The organism is Pseudomonas marincola, assembly GCF_900682675.2.
Lineage (GTDB): Bacteria > Pseudomonadota > Gammaproteobacteria > Pseudomonadales > Pseudomonadaceae > Aquipseudomonas > Aquipseudomonas marincola.
The window spans coordinates 4,268,076-4,285,252 of sequence record NZ_LR215729.2; the positions used below are offsets into that span (position 1 = coordinate 4,268,076).

Genomic DNA, 17,177 nt, shown 5'->3' on the forward strand with positions numbered 1-17,177 from the left:
ATCAATTTTGACGTCTTTTCACCCTCTATCGGCGTAGCCTCGACCCCATAATGGCCATCGAAAAAAAAACTATACGGCTACTTATTCTCGAAGACTCGCAAAACGAGGCCGAACGCCTCGTTAGTCTTTTCCGAAATTCCGGAAGCGCAACCCGCGTCCACCGCCTGACCTCAAGCGACGACCTCACAGAGACGCTCCAGCAAAGCTGGGACTTGCTCATTTGCGCACCGCAAAGCCAGGCGCTTGCGCCAACCGAGGCGATCAGTGTTATTCGGCGGCTGGCCAAGGACATCCCGATCATTCAGTTGCTCGCCGATAATGAGTCCGACAGCCTGACCGAAGCCCTGAATATGGGCGCGCAGGATGCCGTGCCGCAAGGTGACGACGAACGTTTGGTGCTGGTCGCAAAACGCGAGCTGAGCAATCTTGAGGAACGACGTGCGCGTCGCAGCGCCGAAATAGCCCTGCGTGAAGCCGAAAAACGCTGCCAGTCGCTACTCGAAAGCTCGGTCGATGCCATCACTTATGTGCACGACGGCATGCATATTTATGCCAACCGTGCCTACCTTGAGCTGTTCGAGTACGAAGATGCCGACGAACTCGAAGGCATGCCTATGATCGACCTGATCGCCAGTGAAGATCAGACAGGCTTCAAAGAATTCCTCAAGAACTACCAGAACGCCGACGGCGAATCCGAACTGACTTGTACCGGCGTTACCGCGCACAACAAGCAATTCAAAGCACGCATGAGCCTCGTGCCGGCCACCTACGACAGCGAGCCCTGCACGCAGGTGGTAATCCGCAAGGAATCGAATAACGCCGAGCTGGAAGAAAAGCTCCGTGAAATCAGCAGCCAGGATCTGGTCACTGGGCTGTACAACCGAACCTACTTCCTTGAGCTGCTCGAAAGCGCCGCCAGCCGAGCAATCAGCACGGGGCAGCCCGCTTCTCTGGCGTATATCCGGGTCGATCATTACTCCAATCTGCTCGGCAGGATCGGCCTCGCCGAAATCGATATGCTACTGGCCGATCTGGCCAACCTGCTGCGCTCGCACTTTGCAGAAGACGTACATCTGGCGCGCGTCAGCGATGACGCTTTTGCCGTGTTGCATCCCGGCCAGACACCGGAAGAAGCCGGCCCTTCGCTGGCCAGCCTGGTCAAGAAAGTGGATGCGCACCTGTTTGATGTCAGTGGTGTGTCGGTGCAAACCACTCTGAGCATCGGCGCCGCCGGCCTCAGTGAAAAAACCGCCAACGTATTGGAAGTCGTTGACCGAGCGCACCATTGCGCCGAAGAGCTTAGCGATGGCAATGCCCTGAAAATATTCGATCCGGCAGATGAACTCGCCGCCGCAGCCAACCGCGGCAACATGGTGGCAATGGTTCAACAAGCGCTCGACAACAATGGTTTCCGCTTGCTGTACCAACCGATCATCAGCATGCGTGGCGACACTTCCGAGCAATACGAAGTGCTCCTGCGACTGCTCAGCCCACAAGGTGAAGAACTGCTCCCGGAGGCCTTCCTTGAGGCAGCCAATACCGCAGGGCTCGGCGCCAAGCTGGATCGCTGGGTCATTCTCAATGCGGTCAAATACCTTACCGAGCATCGCAGCAAAGGCCATGACACGCGCCTGTTCATCCACCTGACAAGCGCCAGCTTGCAGGATCAGACGCTGCTGCCGTGGTTGAGCGTGGCCTTCAAGGCAGCGCGCCTGCCTTCAGATGCGCTGACTTTCCAGTTCAAAGAGCCCGACGCAATCACCTACCTCAAGCAGGCCAAGGTATTGACCCAAGGCCTGAATGAGCTGCACAGCAAAGTTGCCTTGAGCCAGTTTGGCTGCGCGCTCAACCCATTCAATGCGCTGAAGCACCTGCATGTCGACTTCGTCAAACTCGACAGTTCCTACTCACAAGACCTGAGTAACCCGCAGAATCAGGAAACTCTGAAGGAAATGCTCGACAGCCTGCATGCTCAGGCCAAACTGACCATCGTGCCCTGCGTGGAAACAGCCGGAATGCTCTCGACACTGTGGCAGGCCGGGGTCAATTACATCCAGGGCCATTATGTTCAGTCGCCTAGCCCGACGATGGACTACGACTTCTCCGCCGAGGATATGTAGCCGCAACGCGCCAGAGTCAACAAACTGCACACGTAAAAAAACCGCTATCAAGCGGTTTTTTTACGTGCCTGCAAACAGCTCAATCCAGCCCGTCGCGGTCGCGATATCCGAGCAGGTAGAGAATGCCGTCCAGACCCAGCGTCGAGATGGCTTGCTTGGCGGACTGTTTGACCAGTGGCTTGGCCCGGAAGGCTACGCCCAAACCGGCAATGGCCAGCATTGGCAAATCATTCGCGCCATCGCCCACGGCAATGGTCTGCTCCAGACGCAAACCTTCCTGAGCCGCCAGCTGGCGCAGCAGATCAGCTTTACGCTGCGCATCGACAATCGGCTCGACCGCCACGCCGGTGACTTTGCCATCGACAATTTCCAGCTCGTTGGCAAACACGTAATCGATACCCAGCTTGGCTTGCAGCTGTTTCGCGAAGTAGGTGAAACCGCCTGACAGAATCGCCGTTTTGTAACCCAGGCGACGCAATTCGCTGAACAGCGTTTCAGCGCCTTCGGTCAGGCGCAGCGAGGCACCGATATCGCTCAGCACATCTTCGGACAAGCCTTTGAGCAGCGCCAGACGCTCCTTGAAGCTCGCGGCAAAATCCAGCTCGCCACGCATCGCCCGCTCGGTGATTTCAGCCACCTGATCGCCCACGCCCGCGGCCTTGGCCAATTCGTCGATCACTTCAGCCTCTATCAGGGTCGAGTCCATGTCGAACACGGCAAGGCGACGATTGCGCCGGAACAGCGAGTCTTGCTGGAAGGCGATATCCACATTGAGCTCTTGCGCCACACCAAGGAACTCAACACGCAACGCGGCTGGGTCTGCCGGCTCGCCACGTACCGAAAACTCGATGCAGCCTTTGCCCTGCTCATCCGGCATGTCGAGCGGCATGCGCCCGGACAGACGGTCAATGTGATCAATGTTCAGGCCGTACTTGGCCGTAATCGCACTGACGCGCTGCAATTGCTCAGCCGTGACCTTGCGCGTCAGCAGGGTCACGATATGCCGCGGTTTACCCTGCGCGCCGACCCACTGCTGATAATCCGCCTCGGAGACCGGGGTGAACCGCACCTGCTGGTCGAGCTCATAGCCGCAGAACAGCACATCCTTGAGCACCGATGAGGCGCGCTCGGTATCGGGAATTTCAACCAGAATGCCGAAAGACAAAGTGTCATGGATAACCGCTTGGCCGATATCCAGAATATTAACGCCGCCTTGCGCCAAAACCCCGGTAATGGCGGCCGTCAGCCCCGGACGATCTTCGCCGGTAATGTTGATCAGGACGATTTCGCGCAAAGCGCACTCTCCAGGCAGGTTAGTGGTGAAAGTGAGTGGATAAGTGCTGCTGTCCGACTCAGTAAATAGAGCTAATAGTGGCGCGCAAGCACCTATTAGCTGTGAATCTGCGGGTAAAACACCCGTTAAATCTCACCGTTTGCTGGCAGTTAAGAATTTTTCAGTAACGGTAATCCCCAGTCAGGCTGGGCAGAGGCACACATTCTACCCATTTTCCTGACTTTCCGGCCATTCTGGGTGCTTTGCCACATGCCTGCTCATCGCTATACTGCGCGGCATCTATAGTCGACAAGAGCCGAGCTCTGTGAACCGGCCCGCCCCCGTGAAATCCGATAACTTCTTCGTATTGCTGTTTCAGGCCCTGCGCCAGCGTCGCGTGCCGTTGCCGCTGCGTATCGCCAGCCATAGCTTGCTGCTCGTCGTTATGGCGCTGGCGATCTATGCGTGGGTGATTGGCATGCAGTTCAAGCAAGCCATGCAGCAACAAGCTGACGCGCTGGGCACCAGCCTGATTATCCAGACATCCGCTTCGGCGACCGAGCTGCTGGTTTCCAACGACATTCTCAGCCTTAACGTGCTGCTGAATAATCTGGTGAAAAACCCGCTGGTTGCGCATGCCGCCATTTACAGCGTCGATAACCGTATTCTCGCCGAAGCCGGCACGCGCCCGAGCCAAAGCATTCTCGGCGAAACCGACGGCCTCTACTCGACCGCGATCACCTTTCAGGATGTGATTGCCGGGCAGTTGCGCATCAGCCTCGATATGCAGCAGTTCCAGCAACCGATGACGATCAGTCTGCAGAGCATGGGCATTCTCAGCCTTATCCTGCTGGCCCTGACCCTGGCCTTGAGTCTGCGCTTGGGCCGGCACATTTCCACGCCGCTGATGCAGTTGCGCATCTGGCTGCGCGACCCGGATGATCACGCGCCAGGCGCGGGCCGTAATGATGAAGTCGGCGATCTCGCCCGTCAGCTGCAAGCGCGTCTGGTCCCTGAAAAACCGGAGCCTGAGCCGGTCGAAGAGCCAGAGCCTGCGCTGGATGACATCGACGACAGCTTCCTTGATGAGCCTGAGGCTGCCGCGCAATCGTTCCATGTTCCCGACCTCAGCGCCGATCGCGATGAGTTCGATATTGACGACGCCCCTGCGGACCGGACACCGTCGCAGCCACGGCCTGCCGTGCGCCGGGCGCCAGTATTCACCGCCCTCGACGATGGCGATGACGACGATGCCTTCGACGGCTTGCAGCCCGAACCAGAGCCCGTTGCCCAGCACACGCCAGTGGCGCCAGCGCCGGTTAAATCCACGCTGCCAAGCGCGGTGCTGGCGATTCAGCTCGGCGCGCAGGATCAGCTAAAGCGCCTGCCCCGCAGCCGCTTGCTGGAGTTGCTCAAGCGCTATCGCGGCTGCCTTGATCAGGCGTCGGCCTTGTATGAAGGCGAACTGTATACCCTGAGCGACGGCAGCAGCCTGATGCTGTTCCATTGTCAGGAAGGTGACGACGATTACCTGACCCATGCCATTTGCTGCGGTGAGCTGATGCGCGCGCTGGGCCACGCCCTGCAGATAGAAGTCGCCGACAGTGGTATAACTCTGCAATTGCAGCTCGGCATGACTCAGGGCAAAAACCTTACCGGCCTGAGCCAGGGTGAATTGCTGCTCAATGAACACGCGCAAGATGCACTCGCGCTGTCGCAACACAGCCGCAATCTGCTGCTGGTTGAGCGCAGCATTGCTGAAGACCCGCTGGTACGCCAGCGTGCGCGCATTCGTGCGATTGCCAGCCCCGAGGGTGCCAGTTGCGTTGAGCGTCTGCTGGAGCCTTACCCGTCGCTGCTGGAACGCCAACTGGGCCGGATGCACGAAACCCAGTGATGCCAGACGCCAGATAAAACAAAACCCGCAATCGCGGGTTTTGTTTTATCCGGGCAACGCTATCAGAAGCGATAAACCTCGGAATCTATGCGGATCGGCTGGGCCATCGGTATCTTCGGCGGTGGCTCTTTCGCCGCCGGGGTTGGCGCAGGCTTTTTGGCCGCTGGCGGCGTCACCGCTACAGGCGTTGAGTTGTTGGTCTTGATCGCATCGGCCAACTGCCCAACCAGTTGCTGCACCGCCAGGCTTTGCGCCCGAACCTGATCAGCAATGCTGCCCTCATGCGCCTCTTCGATGTGCACCATACGGCCATCAATCAACTGGCCATCCTTGCTCATCAGGCGCCACTGCGCATCCAGCACGGCAGGCTGCTGCGGGCCTGAGTCGAGCCGGGCGATGGTCAGCAGAACTTGTACTTGCGGGGTGAAACCCGGCTCCGCTGGCGACAACACCAAACGCTGGCTGTCGAGGCGTGAAGCCAATTGACGCAGCAGTTGCTGATCCAGCTCGGCAGCCAGGCTGCCTGCCCAACGCACACCGCTGGCCGCGATCAAGCTACCGTCAGCCTGACGCTGCAAAAGGGTTTCACGCTGCAAGTAATCTGCAATCGACACCGGGCCCAGAAGAACAGCAATGCCGTCCTTGTCTGCTGGCACACTGATTTTGCCGCTGTCCAACTGATACAAAGGCACCGGTTGCTGACTCACACAACCCACAAGACTAACCAGGCCTGTCAAAAGTAATACTAAAGGGAGGCGCACTAGGCTCATCACTCTCATCCAGCCGGCAAACTGTACCGGCATCCAAATAATCGATTGGCTAGCGGAGCATCGACGGCAATTAAGCAGTTATCCGAACTTCGACGAAATACTGCATATAAACCGCCATAATCGGTGGATTTACGCCCGCAGATGAAGAGTCAAAAGGTCGTCATTACCGCTGAGTCATGCACGGATGATGCCCTCGGCGCTAGCCGAAGGCGCATATCATCCGCTAAAGCGCGCCATGACTCCAGCCTTGTACTCATACAAGCTGTTATCCAGCCGGTGTAATCCGCTCGACCAGCAACCCATCAACACGCTGGAATCCGCGCGGAAGCTTGTTCCCGCGACGCCCACGCTCACCTTTATAGTGCTCAAGATCATCGGCTTTCAGCGACAAGGTGCGCTTACCCGCTTGCAGCACCAGAGTTGCACCCACCGGCAACACAGCCAGATCGGTCAGGTACTCTTCACGGCTGGCAACCCGGTCACCAGGAATGCCAATAATCTTGTTGCCCTTGCCTTTGCCCAACTGCGGCAGATCCGCCACTTTGAACAGCAACAGACGGCCTTCGGTCGTGACGGCAGCCAGCCAGTCCTCTTCGCGGCTGGTCAGCGGCTTGGGCGCAACAACCTTGGCACCGGCAGGCAGACTCAGCAGCGCCTTGCCCGCCTTGTTCTTGGCTTGCAGGTCTTCACCTTTAACCACAAATCCGTAGCCGGCATCCGAGGCGATCACGTAGAGCGCGTCGTCTTCGGGCATCATTACCGCTTCGAACACGGCGCCAGGCGGCGGTGTCAGGCGGCCGGTAAGCGGCTCACCCTGGCCGCGGGCAGATGGCAACGAGTGGGCAGGCAGCGAGTAGCTGCGCCCTGTCGAGTCGATGAACACCGCGTACTGGTTAGAGCGCCCCGGCGCTGCAACTTTGAATCCGTCGCCGGCTTTATAAGAGAGGCCGGTGGCGTCGATGTCATGGCCTTTGGCACAGCGCACCCAGCCTTTTTCAGACACCACCACGGTGACAGGCTCGGTCGGCAACAACTCAGTCTCGGACAACGCCCGCGCTTCGCTGCGCGCGACGATTGGCGAGCGGCGGTCGTCGCCATAGGTTTCGGCATCCTTGATGATTTCATCACGCACCAGCTTCTTCAGCTTGGCTTCGCTGCCCAACAGCTTGAGCAACTTGTCGCGCTCCTTGGCCAGCTCATCCTGCTCGCCACGGATTTTCATTTCTTCGAGGCGCGCCAACTGACGCAAGCGCGTATCGAGGATGTAATCGGCCTGCACGTCGGTCAGCGCAAAGCGCTCGATCAAAACCTGCTTGGGCTGGTCTTCGGTGCGGATGATGTGAATCACTTCATCCAAGTTGAGGAAGGCGATCAACAAACCTTCCAACAGGTGCAGGCGCTTCTCGACCTTGTCGAGGCGGAACTGCAAACGGCGGCGCACAGTGTTGGTCCGGTAAGCCAGCCATTCGCGGAGCATCTCGCGCAGGTTTTTCACCTGCGGCTTGCCATCCAGGCCAATCACGTTGGTGTTGACCCGGTAGCTGGACTCCAGCTCGGTGGTGGCGAACAGGTGCTGCATCAGCTCTTCGCAATCGACGCGGTTAGAGCGCGGGATAATCACGATGCGGCACGGGTTTTCGTGGTCGGACTCGTCACGCAGGTCCGCCACCATCGGCAACTTCTTGGCCTGCATCTGCGCGGCAATCTGCTCAAGCACCTTGGAACCCGAGACCTGATGCGGCAGGGAGGTGACGACGATATCGCCATCTTCGATGCGATACACCGCACGCATGCGCACCGAGCCTTTGCCTGTCTCGTAAACCTTGAGCAGCTCGCTGCGCGGCGTGATGATTTCAGCTTCGGTCGGATAATCCGGCCCTTGAACATGCTCGCAGAGCTGCTCGACCGTGGCGTTTGGCTCATCGAGCAGGCGCACACAGGCCGCCGCGACTTCACGCAAGTTATGCGGCGGCACATCGGTGGCCATGCCCACGGCAATGCCGGTGGTGCCATTCAGGAGCAAGTTCGGCAAACGTGCCGGCAAAGTCGCCGGCTCGTTGAGTGTGCCGTCGAAATTCGGCACCCAGTCAACCGTGCCCTGGCCCAACTCTGTCAGCAATACCTCGGAGTAGCGGGACAACCGCGCCTCGGTGTAACGCATGGCCGCGAATGACTTCGGATCATCCGGTGCACCCCAGTTACCCTGGCCGTCGACCAGCGTGTAGCGGTAGCTGAACGGCTGCGCCATCAGCACCATCGCCTCGTAGCAGGCAGAGTCGCCGTGCGGGTGGAACTTACCCAGCACATCACCGACGGTACGCGCCGATTTCTTGTGCTTGGAATCAGCATCCAGGCCCAGTTCGCTCATCGCGTAGATGATGCGCCGCTGCACCGGCTTCAAACCATCACCGATATGCGGCAGCGCGCGATCCATGATCACGTACATCGAGTAGTTGAGGTAAGCCTGCTCGGTAAAGTCGGCCAACGAACGGCGTTCTACGCCATCCAGGCTCAAGTCGAGTAAATCGCTCATGCGGGCCTCATTGCAAAGTTGATTGGCGCAGCATCAAGGTGCCGTCGCGCTGGGTAAATTCGAGTTGTTTGAGGGCGCTCATACCGAGCAGCACCTCATCGCCATGCATGCCAGGCGCAATTAACGCCGGCACGTCGCGCAGTTCAATTGCGCCCAGTTTAAGCCGGTCGAGCCGGGTTTTGTGGGCGGTAGCCCGGCCATTTGCGGTGCGGATCACAATCGGCGCGCCCGCTTGCAGGCCAAGCTGTTCAGCCACTGCACTCGGCACCGCCACCTGCGTGGCGCCGGTATCGAGCAAAAAGGTCACATCATTGCCGTTTATCTGCCCCGCCGAGACGTAATGCCCATCACGGGAGCTGACCAAGCGGACTTCAATATAGTCGTTGCCCTGAACCGACACCGGCGCCTGATTGGGGTTGTACTGAGCCGTTTCCCAGTCGCCGAAAAAGCGTGTCGCCAGCAAAATGCCTGCGCCCCACGCCAGCACCCACATCACCCGCCCCGCGCGTTTGCCCGGCGTCTGCTCAGTCACTCCGCTTGCTCCCAGCCACCTTTTGGCGCGGCAAAACGCCAGACGATTGACCGGTCTTCGCCATCGGCGCGCGTGTGAGCACCGGTATCCAGACCAAGCCAGGCACCTTCGGGATCAATCCACAGCGCCTCGGCCATGCCGTATTTACTGTCGTAGCGGCGGGCGTCGGTCAGCGCAGCTTCGGCAAAGGACCAACAGCGCTCGACTGCGCCAGTTTCAAGTTCACGGCGGCAGATCTGATGCGCCTGACGCTCCAGAGTGAAGAGTTTTTCCTGATAAAAGCTCAGATCGGAATAATCCTTGGGCACTGGCCCCGCGCCAAGTTTGGGCGCAACCACAACCCCACTCTCGCTTTGCAGCACGCAAGGGCCCTGACAGCGCCAGTTGTTGGACTTGCCATACAACGCCAGCAAACCCCGGCGCTCTCGCTCGGCAGCCAACCACATGCGCTCGCCTGCCGGATCAATCGCAATCCCTTCAAGCATGGCGTTGAAGTGCAGCAGCAAGCCACTGGCACGCGCCTGTCGCATAAAGGTTTTCGGCAGGGTCAACCACTCCGGCTCCCCCGCTGGCGGCATTTTCAGCACGCCGGCATGCGCCTCGCTGAGCAGATAACGGTTGCCAGCGGAATCACAGGAAATGCCTTCGAAGTCCAGATCGCCACCGCGGATAAGGCCGGTGATCCAGCCGCGCATTTTCATGCCCCAAGGCCGCATGTTGTCCGGCAGCGGCGGCGCAACAAATGTCTCAGCCTCGGCTTGCCACGGGCTCACATCGGTGTTGAGCCGATAAACGCGCCCGTCTTCACGGTCGGAAACCGCCCACAAGGCATCACCGCACCACGCCAGCCCGGACAGGTTGCCCTGCTCCATGCCGGCGACTGGGTTTTCACTGAGCAGTTTGAGTTCTTCGGGGGCCTCGGTGGCCGCAAACAGCGGCGCCGAGATAAACAGGGTCAGGGTAAATAACAACTGCCTCAAAGCAGAACCTCAGCCAGATTTCCTTTCGACTCCAGCCACGACTTGCGATCAGACGCACGTTTTTTGGCCAGCAGCATATCCATGATCTCTTCCGTACCGGCGAAGTCTTCCAGCGTGAGCTGAACCAGACGACGGGTGTTCGGATCCATGGTGGTTTCACGCAGTTGCGGCGGATTCATCTCGCCCAGACCCTTGAATCGCGTAACCTGCGGTTTGCCGCGACGCTTCTCGGCGACCAGTCGATCAAGAATACCGTCGCGCTCGGCATCATCCAGCGCGTAGAAAATCTCTTTGCCTTGGTCTATGCGATACAACGGTGGCATGGCCACAAAAATGTGCCCGGCGTCGACCAGCGGACGGAAGTGCCGAACAAACAACGCGCACAGCAGAGTGGCAATGTGCAGACCATCGGAGTCGGCGTCGGCAAGGATGCAGATTTTGCCGTAGCGCAGTTGCGTCAGATCAGCGGAACCTGGATCGATACCAATCGCGACGGCAATATCGTGAACTTCTTGCGAGCCCAACACCACGCTGCCATCGACTTCCCAGGTGTTAAGAATCTTGCCGCGCAACGGCATGATCGCCTGAAACTCTTTATCGCGCGCCTGCTTGGCCGAACCGCCAGCGGAATCACCCTCTACCAGAAACAGCTCAGAACGCTTCGGGTCCTGCCCGGCGCAATCGGCCAATTTACCGGGCAGCGCCGGGCCTTGGGTGATGCGCTTGCGCTCGACTTTTTTCGCGGCCTTGAGGCGACGGCTGGCATTGCTGATAGCCAGTTCAGCCAACTGCTGGCCCAACTCGGGGTTGGCATTGAGCCACAGGCTGAACGCATCTTTGACCACGCCCGAGACAAACGCCGAGGCTTCTCGCGACGACAGGCGCTCTTTGGTCTGCCCGGAGAACTGGGCGTCCTGCATTTTCATCGAGAGGACGAAGGCAATACGTTCCCAGACATCTTCCGGCGCCAGCTTGACGCCACGCGGGATCAGGTTGCGGAATTCGCAGAACTCGCGCAGGGCATCGAGCAGGCCCTGACGCAACCCGTTGACGTGCGTGCCGCCTTGCGCAGTCGGGATCAGGTTAACGTAACTTTCCTGAACGCTGTCGCCGCCTTCCGGCAACCACAGCAGCGCCCAGTCTACGGCCTCTTTATTGCCGCTCAGACTGCCGCAGAAAGGTATATCCGGCAGACGCTGGAACTCGCTGACGGCATCGACCAGATAGGAGCGCAGGCCGTCCTCATAAAGCCATTCAACCCGCTCGCCGCTGGCTTTGTCTTCAAAGCTGACGGCCAGACCCGGGCAGAGTACTGCCTTGGCCTTGAGCACGTGCTTGAGGCGGCTGATCGAGAACTTCGGCGAATCAAAATATTTGCCATCCGGCCAGAAGTGCACGCTGGTGCCCGTGTTGCGCTTGCCAACCGTACCCACCACTTGCAAGTCGCTGGATTTGAAGCCATCGGCAAAGGTCATCTGGTATTCGCTGCCGTCACGCTTGACCCGCACTTCAACGTGGGTCGAGAGCGCGTTGACCACCGAGATGCCCACACCGTGCAAACCGCCTGAGAACTGGTAGTTCTTGTTGGAGAACTTACCGCCGGCGTGCAGCTTGGTGAAAATCAGCTCGACGCCGCTGATGCCTTCTTCAGGGTGCATATCGACCGGCATACCGCGCCCGTCATCGCTGACTTCGAGCGAGTTGTCCTGATGCAGGATGACCTGGATCGAACGGGCATGACCGGCCAGTGCTTCGTCGACACTGTTGTCGATGACTTCCTGAGCCAGGTGATTGGGCCGACTGGTGTCGGTGTACATGCCGGGACGTTTACGAACCGGATCAAGACCGGAAAGGACTTCGATGGCGTCTGCGTTATAACTGGCCATAGGTCTCTTAATCTTCTTCAGTTAATCGAGGTACTTCTAAACAGAACGCGAGGTGCAGGGTTCGGCCATCAACTGGCCAATCACTGCACATCCAGCGCGCAAAAATCGGTATCACGCCAGTATTGTGGCGCGATCCCCGCAAAAGCAAAGAGCATTGGCAGGCGCTCAGCAAATCCCTGAAAGCCGTGATCGCCGCCAGCCTGAATACGCAAGGCACACTGGCGATAAAATACGCCTGCGTCGCGATAATCAAGGGTTTCATCAGCCGTTTGCAACCAGACCTGATAACGGCTTCCATCCGTCGGCGGCGGCACATCAAGCTCAGCCAGCGCACTCACGTGATCGGCGGTCAGATCCCAGGTTTCATTGCTGTAAAAGTTGGTCTGCGGGCCTAAATAACCATCAAAGCGTAAATGCGGACTCACGGCAGGATTGATCAGCAGCGCTTTAAGCCCATGCCGCTCAGCCAAGTGGGTCGCATAGTAGCCGCCCAGCGAGCTACCGACCAGCACAGGTCGCCCGAGGGTTTCGATCAGCGTCTCTATCTGCGCGATTGCCACACGCGGATGATGATGCAGAGCCGGTATCGCCAGCTGTTCGGCCAGCCCCATGTGCTGCATGGCCCGCTGCAACTGGCTGGCTTTATGCGAGGCTGGCGAGCTGTTCAGACCGTGTAAGTAGAGGATGCTGGGGTGACTGGCAGGCATGGATTTTCGAGTGAATTGATTAATAAGGCCAAACGGTAGCAGCTTTACAGGGTCAGGCTCTAGCCCAAGAAGTTGCAAAGCGTAAGCCTGATGCACCGCCAACCCTGAGAAACAGAACCCGACGTACAGGCAGCGACTGCCTGCACGACGGCTGGCGGTTAATAGCCCTTCACGCTGTAGTCGACCACGTAATCGATCCCGGCCACCCGTGACACGCCAGTTTCCAAGCGGCCGTCGTCGTACAAGCGTAACCAGCGATACCCCGGCTCGGTTGTGTCGACCTGAAAGTCTTCGCTGCCCGGCATGAACTGCACACAGGTGGACGGCGACGCCAGCAGGCGCAGGTTACCGCGCATCTGGTCGAACTCCTGATGCACATGCCCCCAAAGTACGGCGCGCGCCTGTGGAAAGCGATCCAGCACAGCAAACAGCGCGCCCGGATTGCGCAAGCCAATCGGCTCCATCCAGCGGCAACCAATGCTCACAGGGTGATGATGCAGGGTAATCAGGTGATGGCGATCAGGCGCCTCGCTCAAGGCACGCTCCAGCAGCGCCAGTTGTCGGTCACCCAAATAGCCAGGCACAGCGCCTGGGATTGAGGAGTCGAGCACAATGACCCGCCAGTTGCCGACATCCACAACCGGGTCAAGCAGATGAGTCGCAACGCAGGCGGCCTGCATCGCCGGCACTTCATCATGATTGCCTGGCAGCCAACGCGCGGGCGCATCAATTGCCGAGCTGACCTCACGGAAGCGCTGATACGAGGCTTCGCTGCCATCCTGTGAGAGATCGCCCGTGGCCAGCACAAGATCGACCACCGGCTGCTCTTGCAGAACCCGGTCGACCACTTGCTGCAAACTGTCGTAAGTATCCATGCCCAACAATCTGCCGCCCTCTTCCTCAAGAAGATGACTGTCTGAAAGTTGCACGATGAGTACGGAAGAATCGGTTTTGGACATCGGCGCGCTCGGCAAAAGCCATCTCCTTGAGCGGAATAGCTAAAGTATGGAGGCTAGCTTAGATGGCCGTAAACCCGCTAAGCGGGCCTGTATCACAGAATTTCAGACTGCTCTGAATGTAGGCCGGTCTGCCTAGCGCGAGCCCACTAAAACCGGCTCCGGCTCATGCCCGCACTCCAGGCAATGGCTGAGCCACTCACCCAAAAACACGTTGAGCTGGGTTTTCTCGTCCGGTTGGTGCATCGCCGCATTGGGATACGGGTAAATACTGCGGAAGCGCCGGGCGCTCTGCGCACTGATGACTTCGGCCATGCGCGCATCGTGATACACCCGAACCTCCAGGGTTGGCACCGGCATCCACGACAGATTATGTTCCTGACTCACTTCGATGGTGGAGGTGTAAGGGCAGTTTTCCAGCACATTGAGCGCCAGCATGCCCATGGAGTGTTGCTCGCTGGTGATAGCAATCCGGCGCACGCCCTCCTCCTGGCGCATTGCCGGGAGCAAGCGCATCAGCCGAGCATAATTCGCCTCACAGGTGGCCTGCAGTTCCAGCAGGTCTACCCGGTAGCGCTCACGTAGCAAATTTAAACCCACATCCCCCTCACTTCGGCGCGGTTAAGCGCCAGCCATTGCAGCGCAATAATGCTCGCTGCATTGTCGATAATGCCATTTTTAACGGCCTGCAAGGCATCCTCGAATGCCCACACATGCACCTTGATATCTTCACCCTCTTCAGCAAGACCGTGCACTCCACCAGCGTTGGAACTGTCGCAACGGCCGATAAACAGATGGACACGTTCGTCCGACCCACCGGGTGAAGGATAGTACTGAGTGATGGGCCACAGCGCCCCAAGCTCAAGCGCGGCTTCCTCTACCGCCTCACGGCGTGCCACCTCTTCAGGCTGCTCGTCTTTGTCTATCAAACCGGCCACAAGTTCAAGTAACCACGGGCTGGCGCTTTTATCGGCCGCGCCAACGCGAAACTGCTCGATCAGCACTACTTCGTCGCGTTGCGCGTCGTAGGGCAGCACGCAGACCGCATCGTGGCGAACAAACAGCTCGCGACTGATCTCAGGCCCCATCGCGCCGCTGAACTGGCGATGGCGCAGGCGCAGCCGGTCGAGCCGGTAGAAGCCCTTGAAACAGGTTTCACGCTGCAGTATTTCCAGCGAGTCCGCATCGGCTTTGAACAGTTCACTCATGGTTGTCTCATCTCATTCATTAGCTGCTTTCGCGCATCCTAACTCTGCGCGCCCAGCTATGCAGCCAATTTACGTGGTACGCCGGTGCAAGCCACAAGCCGTTGGCGGGCAATGGGCCAGATCAGGTAATGTGCTGCGAACTCGTGCACGCTTGTGCAGTCAAAACGCACCATCAGCAGATAACCTGTGGATCATGTGAAGCCCTTTGCGCCCTTGCCCAAACCTTCCAACACCCTTGTAAACTCTGCATTCTCTTCATTCAGCCAACGAAGAATTCAATGTCCCTGACCAAATTACTCGCAATAGCAGGTTTCGGCCTGATCCTCGGTGGCTGCCAAAGCCTGCTGCCGCAACAAGAACCCCTGCAGCCTAAACGCGTGGCGTGGGAGCACCGTCTGCCAGGCTGCGCGGGTGAATCTTGCCCGCTGGTGAACATCGACACGCTGAAGTTCGCCAACAATCCTCAACTGGATGAACTGGTTGAAAAGCGCCTGCTCAGCATGACCCAAAACTCACCGGACGCGCCGCAGCCCACCTCGCTGCAGTCGTTTGAAAAGGACTTCCTGCAAAACGCCGAGCCAGGTTGGAAAACCTATCTGCAGGCCAAGCTAATTGATCAACATGACGATGTTGCGGTGATTGAGTTCTCCAGCTACATCGACACGGGAGGCAATCACGGCATGCCCGGTCGCGGTTTCATCAACTACGACCGCGACACCGGGAAGGTGCTGACCCTCAACGATATTCTGCTGCCGAGCCGGTCCGGGGCATTCTGGGCTCAAGTCGAGCAAGCCCATAAGCGCTGGCTGGCGAAGAATCAGCTGGATAAAGACCCAAGTTTTGTGAAGGACTGGCCGTTCCGCGAAACGCAAAACATTGCGTTGACGCGCGACCAGTTGCTGCTCAAATACGATGTACTGACCCTCGGCCCGTACTCGAATGGCCATCCGTCGCTGACCATTCCGTACGCTCAGCTCAAGGGGATACTGAAACCAGAGTTTTTGCCTGAGAGCTGAGTTTCCCCAGCACGAACTGCAGCCCCGCCGCCGCTAACAGCGCCGGCAGGGTTGCGCCCACGTCAGGCCAGAAATTGCTCAGCAGGTGATAAATCACCGCACCACAGCCCCAGGCTGCCACGGTATCCCAGCGCAATGCTGGCAATGTTCCCTGCGGAACCTGCCGACGACGCAGAATAAAGTGGTCGACCAGCACCACGCCAAACAACGGCGCGAACACCGAGCCGATCAGCAGCAGAAAATTCTGGTATTCAGCCAACGGCGCAAACAGCGCGATCAAGGTGCACAGCGCGCCAATTGCCAGCGCCAGGTACTCGATCTTGACCGCCAGCAGAATCCCGCTGGAAACCGCCGCCGAGTGAATATCGGCAAAGGCATTCTCGGACTCGTCGAGCAGGATCAGCAGTAACGGTATCCCCAGCCCCGCGCCCGCCAATGCCAGCAACAAGGTGTTGACCTCGGCATCTGCCGCGAACGCCAGCGTATAAGCAACGCCGAGACTCATCAGCCAGAAGTTGCCCAGGAAGAATCCGCAGGCTGTGCCGCCAAATACACTGCGCGCACTCTTGCCGAAGCGCGAGTAATCGGCGATCAGCGGCAACCACGACAACGGCATGGCGATAGCAATGTCAAAGCCCAGCGCAAACGGCATCGAACCATCACCGGTGCGCGCCCAAAGCGCGGCCATGTCGGCCTTGTCGAACAGGTTCCAGGTCAACCAGACGCACGCCCCGAGCAACAACCAGATGCCCCACTTGCGCAGAATCCGCCGCACGAACGTCAGCGGGCCACTCACTGCCAACAGTGTTGCCAGCGCACCAAACAGCAGGGTCCAGAGCATCGGCTCGGTGAGCAGGCTGTTCTCACCGAATGCGCGGCCCGCCAGCAGGCTGGCAGCGTCACGCATGACGATAATCTCGAATGCGCCCCAACCAACCAGTTGCAGCAAATTGAGCAGCGCGGGCAGCACTGCACCCTTGCTGCCCAGCGACAGTTTGAGCGCTGCCATCGACGCCAGCCCGGTATCGCTGCCGATGACCGCAACCGCGCCGAGCAGCAGCACGCCGACCGCGGTGCCGCAAGCAATGGCCAGCATCGCACCGCTCATGCCCAGCCCCGGCGCGAGCAAAGCGCCAAGCTGCAAAACCATCAGGCCGATGCCCAGAGAGAACCACAGCGAGAACAGGTCACGGCCGCCGAATACGCGCTGCCCGGCCGGAACCGCCAGATGAGGTGAATAAGTATTGGGAGTTTTCATGCGCAAGGCATCTCGATCAACAGATAAGCAAAAGCCGGAGT

The 17,177-nt window shown here is 58.9% G+C and carries 14 protein-coding genes; 3 read left to right on the plus strand and 11 right to left on the minus strand.

Annotated elements, in window-relative coordinates; all coding sequences use genetic code 11:
- Nucleotides 1-50: 50 nt before the first annotated feature.
- Complete coding sequence (locus PMYSY11_RS19565; RefSeq protein WP_150547782.1) at nt 51-2,120, plus strand: EAL domain-containing response regulator; 2,070 nt, start codon at nt 51-53, stop codon at nt 2,118-2,120.
- Nucleotides 2,121-2,199: 79 nt separating this feature from the next.
- Here the strand turns inward: PMYSY11_RS19565 and serB are convergent, their stop codons facing one another.
- The gene (serB, locus tag PMYSY11_RS19570; protein WP_069898297.1) at nt 2,200-3,414 is read right to left on the minus strand and encodes a phosphoserine phosphatase SerB; all 1,215 of its coding nucleotides are present in this window, start codon (nt 3,412-3,414) and stop codon (nt 2,200-2,202) included.
- Nucleotides 3,415-3,718: 304 nt separating this feature from the next.
- Here serB and PMYSY11_RS19575 point away from each other — a divergent pair, with 304 nt between their 5' ends.
- Nucleotides 3,719-5,290, plus strand: a complete 1,572-nt coding sequence (locus tag PMYSY11_RS19575) for a histidine kinase (RefSeq protein WP_069898298.1) — start codon at nt 3,719-3,721, stop codon at nt 5,288-5,290.
- 62 nt (nt 5,291-5,352) lie between these two features.
- Here the strand turns inward: PMYSY11_RS19575 and PMYSY11_RS19580 are convergent, their stop codons facing one another.
- The 9 genes from PMYSY11_RS19580 to nudF form a co-directional block, all read right to left on the minus strand.
- Entirely contained in the window at nt 5,353-6,060 is a 708-nt protein-coding gene (locus PMYSY11_RS19580) for a PqiC family protein (RefSeq protein WP_069898299.1), read from the minus strand.
- Nucleotides 6,061-6,325: 265 nt separating this feature from the next.
- The gene (gene parC / locus PMYSY11_RS19585) at nt 6,326-8,593 is read right to left on the minus strand and encodes a DNA topoisomerase IV subunit A (RefSeq protein WP_069898300.1); all 2,268 of its coding nucleotides are present in this window, start codon (nt 8,591-8,593) and stop codon (nt 6,326-6,328) included.
- Between the two features lie 7 nt (nt 8,594-8,600).
- Nucleotides 8,601-9,125 carry a retropepsin-like aspartic protease family protein gene (locus tag PMYSY11_RS19590; protein ID WP_069898301.1) on the minus strand — a complete coding sequence of 175 codons (525 nt, stop codon included), beginning with the start codon at nt 9,123-9,125 and terminating at the stop codon, nt 8,601-8,603.
- Nucleotides 9,122-10,105 (minus strand): esterase-like activity of phytase family protein, encoded by a 984-nt coding sequence (locus PMYSY11_RS19595; RefSeq protein ID WP_150547783.1) that lies wholly within the window; start codon nt 10,103-10,105, stop codon nt 9,122-9,124. The genes PMYSY11_RS19590 and PMYSY11_RS19595 overlap by 4 nt, the downstream gene beginning before the upstream one ends.
- On the minus strand, nt 10,102-11,991 hold the full coding sequence (gene parE, locus PMYSY11_RS19600; RefSeq protein WP_150547784.1) for a DNA topoisomerase IV subunit B: 1,890 nt from the start codon (nt 11,989-11,991) through the stop codon (nt 10,102-10,104). The genes PMYSY11_RS19595 and parE overlap by 4 nt, the downstream gene beginning before the upstream one ends.
- Nucleotides 11,992-12,071: 80 nt before the next feature.
- Nucleotides 12,072-12,698 (minus strand): YqiA/YcfP family alpha/beta fold hydrolase, encoded by a 627-nt coding sequence (locus tag PMYSY11_RS19605; protein ID WP_069898304.1) that lies wholly within the window; start codon nt 12,696-12,698, stop codon nt 12,072-12,074.
- Nucleotides 12,699-12,856: 158 nt separating this feature from the next.
- Complete coding sequence (gene cpdA / locus PMYSY11_RS19610; protein WP_418889768.1) at nt 12,857-13,657, minus strand: 3',5'-cyclic-AMP phosphodiesterase; 801 nt, start codon at nt 13,655-13,657, stop codon at nt 12,857-12,859.
- A 132-nt stretch (nt 13,658-13,789) separates the two neighbouring features.
- Entirely contained in the window at nt 13,790-14,254 is a 465-nt protein-coding gene (locus tag PMYSY11_RS19615; protein ID WP_069898306.1) for a DUF1249 domain-containing protein, read from the minus strand.
- Complete coding sequence (nudF, locus tag PMYSY11_RS19620; protein WP_069898307.1) at nt 14,245-14,862, minus strand: ADP-ribose diphosphatase; 618 nt, start codon at nt 14,860-14,862, stop codon at nt 14,245-14,247. The genes PMYSY11_RS19615 and nudF overlap by 10 nt, the downstream gene beginning before the upstream one ends.
- A 278-nt stretch (nt 14,863-15,140) precedes the next feature.
- Here nudF and PMYSY11_RS19625 point away from each other — a divergent pair, with 278 nt between their 5' ends.
- Entirely contained in the window at nt 15,141-15,878 is a 738-nt protein-coding gene (locus PMYSY11_RS19625; RefSeq protein WP_150547786.1) for an RsiV family protein, read from the plus strand.
- Here PMYSY11_RS19625 and cytX read toward each other — a convergent pair.
- Nucleotides 15,838-17,136, minus strand: a complete 1,299-nt coding sequence (cytX, locus tag PMYSY11_RS19630; protein WP_150547787.1) for a putative hydroxymethylpyrimidine transporter CytX — start codon at nt 17,134-17,136, stop codon at nt 15,838-15,840. The two genes, PMYSY11_RS19625 and cytX, sit on opposite strands and share 41 nt — an antisense overlap.
- Nucleotides 17,137-17,177 lie beyond the last annotated feature (41 nt).